Source organism: Halopiger thermotolerans (genome assembly GCF_054654555.1).
Genome location: NZ_BAAIEU010000004.1, coordinates 787,571 through 799,560, shown reverse-complemented (window position 1 = coordinate 799,560; position 11,990 = coordinate 787,571). Strand labels below are relative to the sequence as shown.

Here is an 11,990-nt window from a genome sequence, read left to right as displayed (position 1 = left end):
CGCACCGCTCTCCACCCGTCCCCCGCGACGGCCCTCCGCGTCCGTCGCCCGATTTCCGCCGACGCCGTTCTCCACGTCGCGTTATCGGTTCAACCGTGTCACCTGTCCGAGGCGGTCGCTTTTCACGATCGCGGTCGTATCGAGCCGCATGCCCACTTACGAACGGCGGACGCGGGTCCGCGCTCCGCTCGAGGACGTCTGGGACTTCCACTCGGGGGTGTCCGGCCTCGAGGCGCTGACGCCGGACTGGATGCGACTCCGCGTCGAATCCGTCGTCGGCCCCGACGGCGACCCCGACCCCGACGTGCTCGAGGTCGGGTCGGAAGTGACGCTCTCAGTTCGTCCCTGCGGCGCGGGACCGCGCCAGCGGTGGACGTCGGTCATCACGGAGCGCGAACGGGGCGACGGGACGGCCTACTTCCGCGACGAGATGGTCGACGGGCCGTTCGACGAGTGGACGCACACGCACGCGTTCTACGCCGACGGCGAGGCGACGATCGTCCGGGATCGCGTCGACTACGAACTCCCACTGGGCCCGCTCGGTCCGCTCGGAGCCGCCGCGACGCCGTTCTCGTCGCTCGGCTTCGAGGCGATGTTCCGGGACCGCCACCGGCGGACGCGGGAGCTGCTCGAGTAGCCGCCGACCACGCCGTGGTCAGTCTCGCCGCTTTCGCGAACCGAACCACGCCGGTTTTGCCGTCCAGGCCGCTACTGCGAGTATGGATCGACTCGAGGGCGGAGACGCGAGCGAACCGATAACGCGACGGCGGCTCCTCGGGACGGCGGGAACGGGGACGGCGCTCGCCGTCGCGGGGTGTCTCGGCGGTCCGGGGAGCGGCGACGAGTCGGCGGAGGACGACGACGAGGGGGCCGACGCGGCGGGCGGAAACCGCTACGGCGAGGACCTCGTCGATCACCCCGGCGACGAACCGATCGCGTTCCTCGAGGGGCAGCGCTGTCCGGTCTGCGGCATGACGGCGAAAAATTACGCCAACTGGTACTGCCAGCTTGCACACGAAAACGGGAAAGGCGCCGTCTTCGACACGCCGGGCTGTCTGTTCGCGTACTACGCCTACCAGCCGATCGAGTCGCCCGTCACCGCCGGCTGGGTGACGGGCTTCGAAACTCGCGACCTGATCGACGCCATGGTGGCCCACTACGTGCTCGTCACCGACGAGCAGGCGACCGTCGACGAGCCCATGGGGCCCAATCCGCGCCCGTTCGCCGACCGCGAGGACGCCGTCGCGTACCTCGAGGAGTGGGAGGCCGAGGACCTGACGGAGGACGATGTCATCCCGCTCTCCGAGGTCGATAAAGAGCACGCCGAGATATACCGCGGGAACCGGCTGCCGTAGGCTCGTCGCTTCGTTCCCTTCCTCTCCTCCCTGACCGCCGGACCCCGTAACGGAACTCGTTTGACGGTCCGACCGCATTCTCGAGCCGTGCTACCGGCAGATCGCGAGGTGACACCGTACGCCGCACTCGCCGTCGCCGTCTTCGCCGCGAGCACGAGCGCGATCCTCGTCCGCTGGAGCGGGGCGCCGAGTTCGGTCGCGGCGTTCTACCGCGTGCTGTTCACGACGGCGATCGTCGCGCCGGTCGCCCTCCTGCGCCACCGCGGGGAGTTCGCGCGGCTCTCGCGGTCGGACCTCGCCGGCGCCGTCGTCGCCGGCGTGGCGCTCGCGATTCACTTCGCGGCCTGGTTCGAGAGCCTCGAGTACACGAGCGTCGCCGCGAGCGTCACGCTCGTCCAGACCCAGCCGATCTTCGTCGCCCTCGGGGCCGGCCTCCTGCTCGGCGAGCGGATCGGCCGCGAGACGGTGCTGGGGATCGCCGTCGCCGTCGTCGGCGCCGCCGCGATGTCGTTCGGCGACGCGGGGCGGGCGCCGCTCGCCGACGCGACGGCCCTGGGGAACGCGCTGGCGCTGCTGGGCGCGGTCGCCGTCGCGGGCTACGTCCTCGCCGGGCGGTCGATCCGCCAGCGCGTCTCGCTGTTCCCCTACGTGACCGTCGTCTACGGGGCCTGCGCGGCGACCCTGTTCCTCGTCGTCGCCGCGCAGGGCCACGACTACCTCGCCTACCCCGTCGGCGAGTGGCTGCTCTTTCTCGGCATGGCCGTCGGCCCCGGCGTCTTCGGCCACACGGTCGTCAACTGGGTCCTGAAGCACCTCGAGTCGGTCGTGGTCAGCGTCGCCTGGCTCGGCGAGCCGATCGGGGCGGCGGTGCTGGCCGCCGTCCTGTTGCCGGAGATTCCCGACGCGATCACCGTCGCCGGCGGGCTCGTCGTCCTCGCGGGGATCTCCGTGACGACGATCGAACGGGAGCGAGACCGGGATCGGGACCGAAACGACCCCGAGGCGGAGTCGCCGACCGACTGACCGCGCTCGCCGCTGGCCGTGGTCTCGAGTCGCCCGTCGTCGCTTGAGTCAGTCGACCGCGTGCGCCGTCGCGGGTGCGCTATCGCTGCTCGTCTGCGTCCGACTCCGACCGCTCGTTCCTGGCCTCGCCCTCGCTCTCGCTCTGTCCCTCGCCGCCGCTCTCGTCCGCGGCCTCGGTCGTCGTATCGACTGACGTCGCCTCGTCGCCCGGTTCGCCGGGGTTCGGCCGCTCGGTCTCGCTGTCCACGCCCGTCGTATTTCCCCGGGCGACCTCGGCGTCCGTCCGATCGCCGACGTCCTCCCGCGAGCGGATCTCGGCCTCGGGTTCGCCCTCCGTGAGTTCGGACGGATCGACCTCGAGATCCCGCCCCGTCTCCTCCTCGACCGACTCGAGGTCGTCGGCGCGCTCGCCGCTGCCGCCGGTGGTCTCGTCGAGTGGATCTTCGGTCTCGGGATCGACCGCGTCGCTGTCCTCCATCTCCCCCATCGGATCGAACTCCTCGGCCGGCTCCGCCTGCTCGGGCGCGTGGTGCGGCGCGTCCGCGTCGGGGTCGGGTTGCGTTCGGGTCCGCGGTTCCGCCTCCGTCTCCGCGGCCGGCTCGTCGGGCGCCGGTTGTTCGCCCATCTCGGGACTCGATTCGGTTCGGTGCTCCGTGCCGAGCGTGGGATCGCTCTGGTCGGTCCCCGGCTCGGTGACAGACGCTTCGACCGACGTGCCCGGCGAATAGCTCTCGTCCGCGTCCGGATCCGCCGCGGACTCGTCGCCCGACTCCGGGTCTATGTTCGATTCGACGCTTTCGGCCGGCAGTTCTGCCTCGAGGCGCACCGCCTCGTCGGTGATCTCGCCGACGGCGTCGTCCGCGAGCGGGACGGTGTCGGTGCCCCCGTCCCAGTCGAGGACGGCCTTGAGCGACGCGACCGCGTCGGCCGTCGGATCGACGTAGGCGGTCTCCCGGTCGATGTTCACGACGCTCCCGATCGGTTCCCCGGTCGCGCTCTCGACGCGCTTGCCGATGTCGTCGGCCGTGAAGGTCGTCATAGGCCGTCCTAGCCGCGTTCGTGTGAAGGGTGCCCAGCCTGCACAGGACGGGGGTCGCGGCGGCTGGCGATTCGAGGGCCGTCGCCCGTCGTCTGTCGGCCGTCACCAGTCGGCCGTCGCCTGTCGCCGGCGGACGGTGATTTCTTTGCGCCGGCCCGCCCAGCACGGGTATGCACGTCGTCGTCAACGCCGCCGTCAGCGCGGACGGGAAGCTCTCCTCGAGGCGCCGCGAACAGATCGCGATCAGCGGCGAAGCCGATTTCGAGCGCGTCGACCGGCTCCGGGCCGACAGCGACGCCGTCGTCGTCGGGGTCGGCACCGTCCTCGCGGACGACCCGCACCTCACCGTCAAGGACGCCGACCTGCGGGAGCGGCGAGTCGCGGACGGCGAGCCCGAAAACCCCGCTCGCGTCGTCGTCGACTCGAAGGCGCGGACGCCCGTCGACGCCGACGTCCTCGACGACGCCGCGGAAACGTACGTCTGCGTGAGCGAGGCGGCGCCCGTCGACCGGCGGATGGAACTGGCCGACCGCGGCGCGGAACTCGTCACCGCCGGGGACGACCGGGTCGACCTCCTGCGCGCGTTCGCGGCGCTGCAGTCGGCCGGCCTCGAGCGACTCATGGTCGAGGGCGGCGGCGAACTCATCTTCTCGCTGTTCGAGGACGGACTGGTCGACGAGCTGCGGGTGTTCGTCGGCCCGACGGTGATCGGCGGCCGCGACGCGCCAACGCTGGCCGACGGCGAGGGGTTCGTCGAGGACTTCCCGACGCTGGAACTCGAGAGCGTCGAACGGCTCGACGACGGCGTCCTGCTGACGTGGCTGGCTGGCGACCGGTAGCCGCCCGCACCGCGACCGTCGCTCGAGGCGGTCAGCCCGGTCCGGCGGTCCAGCCCGTCACATCTTTCCTCGCGCGACGCCTACGAAGCGGTATGGAACGAGCTACGTTCGGCGGCGGCTGTTTCTGGTGTGTCGAAGCGGCCTTCAAAGAACTCGAGGGCGTCGACTCGGTCACCTCCGGCTACGCCGGCGGCCACGTCGAGAACCCCACCTACGAGGCGGTCTGCCGTGGCGAGACCGGCCACGCAGAGGTCGTCCAGATCGAGTACGATCCCAATGAGATCGCCTACGAGGACCTGCTCGAGGTCTTCTTTACGATCCACGACCCGACGACGAAAGACCGCGAGGGCCCCGACGTCGGCTCGCAGTACCGGTCGGCGATCTACGCCCACGACGAGGACCAACTCGAGACCGCGAAGCGGTTTGCCGAGGAACTCGAGAACGAGGGCCTCTACGAGGGGATCGTGACCGAGATCGAACCGCTCGAGGCGTTCTACGAGGCCGAGGAGTACCACCAGGATTACTTCGAGAAGAACCCCAACGACGCGTACTGTACGATGCACGCGGCGCCGAAGGTCGAGAAAGTTCGCGAGAAGTTCGCCGACGACGTCGCCGCGACGCAGTAGACGGGATCTCGAAACCGTCGACGATGCTGGTTTTTCAGCCGATCCCATCCGCTGAGACTGGTCCGCGAACTGGTTGCCATCTCGAGCGTCCGACGAGGTCCTTGCGACGCTAAGGACGCGGTACTCGTTCGGCGTCGCGAGACGCCGACTGGGACCGTACAGACCCGTCACCGCCGGCGGGAGGAGGGGCACGGTCCCGGCTGGCGATCGCGGCTCGCGGGTAGCAAACGCGCGCCCTGAGTACTTATTCGTCAATCCGGTACCCGGCTACAATGGTACAGACTAACGCAGACCGAAACCGGTGGCTCATCGCGGTGTCGGCGGTGGCGATCCACCTGTCGATCGGCTCGATTTACGCGTACAGCGTGTATCAGAACCCCCTCCGCGACGAGTTTGGATGGCCGATCTCGGACGTGTCGCTGGCGTTTACCGTCGCCATCGTGTTCCTCGCGCTGTCGGCGGCGTTTCTCGGCGGGTTCGTCGAGAACCGCGGGCCCCGAACCTCGGGACTGATCGCGGCCGGCACCTTCGGACTCGGAATCGTCGGCGCCGGCGTGAGCGTCCAGTTCGGCAGCTACGTCGGCTTCCTGCTCACCTTCGGCGTGATCAGCGGGATCGGTATCGGCCTGGGCTACATCACGCCGATCTCGACGCTCGTCCAGTGGTTCCCCGACCGCCGCGGAATGGCGACCGGCATGGCGGTGATGGGCTTCGGCGCCGGCGCGCTCGTGACCGGCCCGGTCGCGAACTTCATCATCGAGACCGTCAGCATCCCGGTCACCTTCTACGCGCTCGGCGTAGCCTACTTCCTCCTGATGGCCGCCGGCTCGAGCTACCTGAAGAAGCCGCCGGACGGCTGGGTTCCGGCGGGCGTCGACGAGAGCGAACTTGACACCGATGCGGACAACGCGAAGGGCGTCTCCGTCAGCACCGATCTCGAGGAATTGACCGGTAGCGAGGCGCTGCGGACGCCGCGGTTCTACCTCGTGTGGCTGGTCATGTTCATCAACATCTCGGCCGGGATCATGCTGCTGTCCGTCGCGTCGCCGATGACCCAGGCCATCACCCGGGTGGACGCGGCGACCGCGGCGTCGGTGGTCGGTCTCATCGGCGTCTTCAACGGCGGCGGACGGATCTTCTGGGCGACGGTCTCCGACTACATCGGTCGGACGACCACCTACGGCGCGTTCTTCGCGCTGCAGATCGCCGCGTTCCTGCTGATGCCCCAGATCACGCAGCTCTGGCTGTTCGCCGGGCTGCTGTTTCTGATCATCACCGCCTACGGCGGCGGCTTCGCGTGCCTGCCGGCGTACCTCGGCGACCTGTTCGGAACGAAGGAGCTCAGCGCCATCCACGGGTACACCCTGACGGCGTGGGGCGCCGCCGGCGTCGCGGGCCCGATGCTCATCTCGGCGATCGTCGAACGCACTAACAGCTACGTCATGGCCTTCTACATCGTCACCGGCGCGCTAGTCGTCGGACTGGCAGCCGTGGCCGCCCTTTACTACCGGATCGAGGACGTCCGGGAGTCCCACAACGAACCGGGCCGACGTCCGGCCGAACAGACGGGCGACTGATCGGTCGGAATCGGGTCCCCTTCGCGGTCGTCGTACGCCGCGCGAAGACCTATCCGTCGCTCCGACGAACGGCGACGTATGTTCGGCGATCGGCGACGATCCGAACCGAAATCGGAGAGTGACCGGCAGCGAACGGAGCGCACGCGCCCTCGACGCGTTCGGCCGCTACCTGCGGCCCTCGTCGCGCTCGCGGGTACCGTTGCGGCCCTGGCGTTCCTCCGCCGACGCAGCGCGACGCCGAAGCTGGAACCGCCGTTCTGACGGTCGGCGACACCGGCTACCGGAACGGACGTCCCGGCGAGCCGACTCGGCTCGAGCGATCGACGATGAGCGGTCGACGAGCGGTCGACGGCGCGATGCCGAGCGACTCGCACTCGCACGCCGTCCGCGTTCGACGGCCGCGATTCGGCCCGTCCATACCGTTTCAAGCCGTGCTTTTTCGGTACCTGGCCTCGGACTCGCCCCCAATGGGTACACGGAGCGTTCCGACTGACGAATCGACGGCGATCCGGGTCGCCGCCGGATCGCGGAGTCGACAGCGAAGCCGCCGCGCCGTAGCGGAGATTCGATCGGCGGCCGACGACACGCCCGTGTTCGAGACGGGCCCGACCGGCGTCCCGAAACTCGAGCCGCTCGTCTGCTTCACCCGCGACGGTCAGACGGCGTTCTATCCGGGATCGATCACGGGGCGCCTCGAGTCGCCAGTGGAGACGTTCGAGCGGGGCGAACTCCCGACGGAAGACGCGATCGCCGTCGTCGACCACGAGTCGACGCCGGCCGCGCTTCCCGTCCCCGACGACGGGCCGCTCGCCGTGGGGCGGCGACGCGCGCTCGGTCGGTGCGGCTGGATCGAGCCCGCGTCGGTACCGGCCGACTCCGCGGCCGAGCTGGCGAGCGACGAGCCCGAGACGGCCCTCGATCGCGTCCGCGAGATCGGCCTGCTCGGCCGCGGCCGCGGCGACTGGAGCGACGACGAGCCAGTCGCCGAGGAGTGGGAGCGGGCCCGCGACGCGGCCGCGGCGACCGACGAGCCGGACCGCGGGCCGGTCGTCGTCGTCAACGCCAACGAGAGCGACGACCGCAACGAGACCGACCGGACGCTGCTCGAGGGCGCAGCGGGCGAGGTGGTCGACGGCGCGCTCGCGGTCGCCGAACTGGTCGGCGCCGACGACGTCGTCGTCTACTGCAACGAGAACGACGCGGCGGCTCGCGAGCGCGTCCGCGAGGCCGCCCAGAACGCGGCGGAGACGCTCGGCGAGCACCTCGACCGCGACGAGCCGCCGGAGGTCGTCGTCGGCCCCGACCGGTACGTCGCCACCGAGCCGACGATGGCCCTCGAGGCGATGGAGGGCAACGACCGCCTCGAGGCACGCCTGCGTCCGCCCTCCCCCGCCGAACACGGCCTCTACGGCCGACCGACCGTCATCCACACGCCGCGGACGATGGCGCAGGTCCGACAGGCGATGCTCGAGCCGGACGCGTTCGACGCCGACGACGCCGATCCCGGCACCCGCCTCGTGACCGTCACCGGCGACGTCGATGCGACGGCGACCGTGGAACTGCCGACCGGCGGCACTCTGGCGGACGTCCGCGAGGCGGCCGACCTCGAGGGGCAGTTCAAGATGGCCTGCGTCGGGGGACAGTTCGGCGGCTTCGCGCGGTCGCTCGCTCACTCGCCGTCGGCGCCGGCGCTCGAGGGCGCCGGCCTCGGGACGGAGGGCGTCGTCGAACTGCTGAACGAGGACAACTGCGTCCTCGCGACGGCCGGCCGACGGTCGAACTTCGCGGCGGAGGAGAACTGCGGTCGCTGCGTCACCTGCCGAAACGGAACGGCTCAGCTCACGACCATGCTTCGAGACATCTACGACGGTACGTACGAGGACGCGAAGATCCGCGAACTGACCCGCGTGATGGGGGAGACGAGCATCTGCCAGTTCGGCCGCTCGGCGATCCGCCCGGCGGTCACGGGGATGCGCGAGTTCGAGCGCGAGGTGGTCGCCCACGCCGAGGGTCGCTGTCCCGCCGGCGTGTGCAAGACCGGAGGTGGACGATGAGCAGCGGCCGCGACGACGTGGCGAGCCACGTCGACGACGCGGAGACCGAGCGGCGACCGACCGCGGTCGAGCGGCTCCCGTCGGTGCCGGAGGTGACCGATCCGCGGCCGAGCACCCCGATCACGGAACAGTTCGAGACCGGAACCGCGAACGATCCCGACGTGAGATCGGACGGCGCCGATGCCGACGGCGACGCGACCACCCTCACGATCGACGGCACGTCCGTCTCGGTGCCGCCCGGATCGACGATCATCGACGCGATCGAGTCGACCGATCCCGCCGACGAGATCGCGGCCCTCTGTTACTACGACCGGGACACGGAGCAGGCCGACGCGATCGGGCCCCGCGGGGAGTGTCGAACCTGTACCGTCCACACCGAAGAACACGGGCTCGTGCCGGCCTGTTCGTTCCCCGCCGAGGACGGGCTCACGGTGCGGACCGACGAGGACGACGCGGCCGAAGCGCGGGACGTGAACCTCGACCTCCAGCTGTCGGGCCACAACCTCCGCTGTACGACCTGCGGCCAGAACGGCCGCTGCGAACTACAGGAGACGTCGATCGAGCAGAGCGTCGAGGAGCCCCGCTGGGGCGTCTTCGAGGACCGCGACGAGTACGAGCCGCTTGACGACACCTCCCCGGCCATCCAGATCGACCGCAACAAGTGCATCCTCTGTAACCGCTGCGTCGAGGCCTGCAACGACGTGCAGGTCGAGGGCGTCCTCCGCATGGAGGGCCACGGCCAGGACACCCGCATCGCCTTCCAGAACGGCGAGGAGACCTTCGACGAGTCCACCTGCGTCTCCTGTGGCCACTGCGCGACCGTCTGCCCGACCGGCGCCCTCGTCGAGCAGGGGCTGACCGACATCGCGACGATGCCCCTTCCCGGGTTCACTCAGGAGAACTCCATCGGGAAGGTCTTAGAGAGCCCGAAGGCCGAAACGGCCGATCAGACGGAGGCTCCGAATCGGGACCTGCCGTACGACGTGAGCGGCAGCGCGAGCGTCCCGGCCGAGGACGAGGACCTGTCCGGCGTCGCCCGCTACATGTCCTTCGCGAGAGCTCGAGCCGGCGACGCCAGACGCCACGCGAGCGACGCCGTCCGTCAGGCGGGCGACCGCGCGCTCAAGGAGGCCGAGCACGTCGCCGAGGGAGTCGCCAGCGAGGCGATGTCGGCCGGCCGCCTGTTCGACGTCGCGACGACGATCGGCGACGCGCGCCTCTCGCGGGTCACGAAGGCCGAGACGACCTGCAACTACTGCGCGGTCGGCTGCCGGTTCGACCTCTACGGCAAGGACGGCGAGGTAGTCGGCGTCCGGCCCGCCGAGCCCGATTCGGCGCCGGCCAACGACTTCTCGACCTGCGTGAAGGGGAAGTTCGGCTACGACTACGTCGACGCCGAGGATCGCCTCGAGACCCCGCTGATCCGGAAGGAGGACGCACCCGACGGTCCGGTCGGCCGCGAGGGGTTCCGCGAAGCGTCCTGGGAGGAGGCGCTCGAGCGCGTCTACGAGGGGCTCTCGGAGATCCGCGAGGAACACGGCCCCGAGGCGCTGTCGGTGATCTCCTCCTCGAAGACGACAAACGAGGAGAACTTCCTCTGCCAGAAGTTCGCTCGGCAGATCCTCGGGACGCCCCACGTCGACAACTGCGCGCGGCTCTGTCACTCCTCGACGGTGGCCGCGCTGCAGCAGACGGTCGGCTACGGCGCGATGACCAACCGGATCAACGAGGACATCGCGGAGACCGACTGCTATCTCATCACCGGTTCGAACACGACCGAGTCCCACCCCGTGCTCGCGACGCGGATCAAGCAGAACGTCCGAGACGGCGCTGACCTCATCGTCATCGACCCCCGCGAGATGGGAATGGCCGAGCACGCCGACCAGTACATCCGGACGACTCCCGGCGAGGACGTGGCCTGGATGAACGGGATGATGCGGTACATTATCGAGAACGACCTCCACGACGAGGAGTTCATCGAGGAGCGGACGAAGCACTTCGACAAGCTGAAGAAGAAAGTCGAGCCGTTCACGCCCGAGAAGGTCGAGGAGCTGACGGCCGTCCCCGCCGAGGAACTGAAGCAGGCCGCGGAGACGATCGCCACCGCGGACACCTGCATCTTCGGCTGGGCGATGGGGCTGACCCAGCACAACACCGGCACGCGGAACGTGCTGTCGATCGCCAACCTCGCGCTGCTGACGGGCAACCTCGGCAAGCCCGGCGCCGGCCTCTCGGCGTTCCGCGGCCAGAACAACGTCCAGGGCGGCGGAGGCGACATGGGACCGGCCCCGCACACGCTCCCGGGATATCAGAACCTCGCCAACGAGGACGTGTTGGACAAGTTCGAGAACGAGTGGGGAGAGCGCCCGCCCAGTGAGATCGGGCTTCGGCTCCCGGAGATGTTCCACGCGATCCACGAGGACGACCTCCGCGGCATGTTCATCATGGGCGAGAATCCGGTCCTCTCGGAACCGGAGGTCGACAACGCCGAGGAGGCGCTGGAGAACATCGACTTCCTCGCGGTACAGGACGTCTTCCTGACCGAGTCGGCCGAATACGCCGACGTCATCCTCCCGGCCGCCTCCGCCGCCGAGAAGTCGGGCACGTTCACCAACACCGAGCGGCGCATCCAGCGGGTCCGTCCCGCGGTCGACTCGCCGGGGAAGGCGAAACCGGATCAGGAGATTCTCATCCAGCTCGCCCGACGGTTCGGCTACGACTGGGACTACGACGGGCCGGCCGACGTGATGGACGAGATCAACGACCTCGTCCCCATCTACGGCGGCGTCACCTACGAGCGACTCGAGGAGGAGACGAAGGGGATCCAGTGGCCCTGCTTCGACGAGGACGATCCGGGAACGCCGTACCTCTACGAGGACGAGTTCAACTTCGACGACGGGAAAGCGCGGTTCGTCCCCGCCGACTACGCCCAGCCGCCGGAGATGCCCGACGAGGAGTACCCGCTCACGCTCTCGACCGGACGGGTGCTGTACCACTGGCACACGGGCACGATGACCCGGCGGGTCAAGACGTCGATAAACCACGTCCCCGAGAGCTTCGTCACCATCCACCCCGAGATGGCCGAACAGTTAGACGTCGAAAACCAGGAGTACGTCCGCGTCGAGTCGCGCCAGGGAGAGATCGTCGTGAGGGCGAACGTCGAGGACACGTCCGACCCCGGCGTCGTCTTCATCCCGATGCACTTCCCGCAGGGAGCGGTCAACAAGCTCACCGAGCACGATCTCGACGCGACGTCGTACATCCCGAATTACAAGGTGACCAGCGTTCGCATTTCGCCGCTCGACGTCCCGCCCGCGGAGGCGTCTAACGTGGTCTCGCCGACGCCGGGCCAGCTCGAGGGGCAGGGCGGCGACCCCGAAGACGTCGGCGGGCGGCAGGCCGACGACTGACCCGCCCGCGCGGCGACCCTCGACATCGGTTTCAGGCGAAAGGCCCACCTTGAATAGTCGCTCCGTG

Annotated in this window: 9 protein-coding genes; 8 read left to right on the top strand and 1 reads right to left on the bottom strand. The window is 69.4% G+C overall.

What is annotated here, in order from left to right; genetic code table 11:
- The first annotated feature begins 148 nt into the window (after positions 1 to 148).
- From ACYQ26_RS11610 to ACYQ26_RS11600, 3 genes are all read left to right on the top strand, one after another.
- On the top strand, positions 149 to 637 hold the full coding sequence (locus ACYQ26_RS11610) for an SRPBCC family protein (RefSeq protein WP_459809057.1): 489 nt from the start codon (positions 149 to 151) through the stop codon (positions 635 to 637).
- 82 nt (positions 638 to 719) lie between these two features.
- On the top strand, positions 720 to 1,355 hold the full coding sequence (locus ACYQ26_RS11605) for a nitrous oxide reductase accessory protein NosL (protein ID WP_459809056.1): 636 nt from the start codon (positions 720 to 722) through the stop codon (positions 1,353 to 1,355).
- Positions 1,356 to 1,442: 87 nt separating this feature from the next.
- Positions 1,443 to 2,378: a DMT family transporter gene (locus tag ACYQ26_RS11600; RefSeq protein WP_459809055.1), complete on the top strand. Its 936-nt coding sequence runs from the start codon at positions 1,443 to 1,445 to the stop codon at positions 2,376 to 2,378.
- Between the two features lie 79 nt (positions 2,379 to 2,457).
- Here ACYQ26_RS11600 and ACYQ26_RS11595 read toward each other — a convergent pair whose 3' ends face one another.
- Positions 2,458 to 3,417, bottom strand: coding sequence for a hypothetical protein (locus ACYQ26_RS11595; RefSeq protein ID WP_459809054.1), 960 nt, complete (start codon positions 3,415 to 3,417; stop codon positions 2,458 to 2,460).
- Positions 3,418 to 3,587: 170 nt separating this feature from the next.
- On the opposite strand from ACYQ26_RS11595, the gene ACYQ26_RS11590 reads away from it, so the two are divergent.
- The 5 genes from ACYQ26_RS11590 to fdhF all read left to right on the top strand — a co-directional run bounded on the left by ACYQ26_RS11590 (position 3,588) and on the right by fdhF (position 11,923).
- Entirely contained in the window at positions 3,588 to 4,256 is a 669-nt protein-coding gene (locus ACYQ26_RS11590; RefSeq protein ID WP_459809053.1) for a 2,5-diamino-6-(ribosylamino)-4(3H)-pyrimidinone 5'-phosphate reductase, read from the top strand.
- A 92-nt stretch (positions 4,257 to 4,348) separates the two neighbouring features.
- Entirely contained in the window at positions 4,349 to 4,882 is a 534-nt protein-coding gene (msrA, locus tag ACYQ26_RS11585) for a peptide-methionine (S)-S-oxide reductase MsrA (protein ID WP_459809052.1), read from the top strand.
- Positions 4,883 to 5,154: 272 nt separating this feature from the next.
- Complete coding sequence (locus ACYQ26_RS11580) at positions 5,155 to 6,459, top strand: L-lactate MFS transporter (protein WP_459809051.1); 1,305 nt, start codon at positions 5,155 to 5,157, stop codon at positions 6,457 to 6,459.
- Positions 6,460 to 6,926: 467 nt separating this feature from the next.
- The gene (locus ACYQ26_RS11575) at positions 6,927 to 8,513 is read left to right on the top strand and encodes an NADH-ubiquinone oxidoreductase-F iron-sulfur binding region domain-containing protein (protein WP_459809050.1); all 1,587 of its coding nucleotides are present in this window, start codon (positions 6,927 to 6,929) and stop codon (positions 8,511 to 8,513) included.
- Complete coding sequence (fdhF, locus tag ACYQ26_RS11570) at positions 8,510 to 11,923, top strand: formate dehydrogenase subunit alpha (RefSeq protein ID WP_459809049.1); 3,414 nt, start codon at positions 8,510 to 8,512, stop codon at positions 11,921 to 11,923. The genes ACYQ26_RS11575 and fdhF overlap by 4 nt, the downstream gene beginning before the upstream one ends.
- The last annotated feature ends 67 nt before the right edge of the window (positions 11,924 to 11,990 follow it).

Excerpts from the sequence above, each read along its gene's own strand:
- ACYQ26_RS11610 (WP_459809057.1), top strand. The coding sequence starts at position 149 with ATGCCCACTTACGAACGGCGGACGCGGGTCCGCGCTCCGCTCGAGGAC.
- ACYQ26_RS11605 (WP_459809056.1), top strand. The coding sequence starts at position 720 with ATGGATCGACTCGAGGGCGGAGACGCGAGCGAACCGATAACGCGACGG.
- ACYQ26_RS11595 (WP_459809054.1), bottom strand. The coding sequence starts at position 3,417 with ATGACGACCTTCACGGCCGACGACATCGGCAAGCGCGTCGAGAGCGCG.
- ACYQ26_RS11590 (WP_459809053.1), top strand. The coding sequence starts at position 3,588 with ATGCACGTCGTCGTCAACGCCGCCGTCAGCGCGGACGGGAAGCTCTCC.
- msrA (WP_459809052.1), top strand. The coding sequence starts at position 4,349 with ATGGAACGAGCTACGTTCGGCGGCGGCTGTTTCTGGTGTGTCGAAGCG.
- ACYQ26_RS11580 (WP_459809051.1), top strand. The coding sequence starts at position 5,155 with ATGGTACAGACTAACGCAGACCGAAACCGGTGGCTCATCGCGGTGTCG.
- ACYQ26_RS11575 (WP_459809050.1), top strand. The coding sequence starts at position 6,927 with ATGGGTACACGGAGCGTTCCGACTGACGAATCGACGGCGATCCGGGTC.
- fdhF (WP_459809049.1), top strand. The coding sequence starts at position 8,510 with ATGAGCAGCGGCCGCGACGACGTGGCGAGCCACGTCGACGACGCGGAG.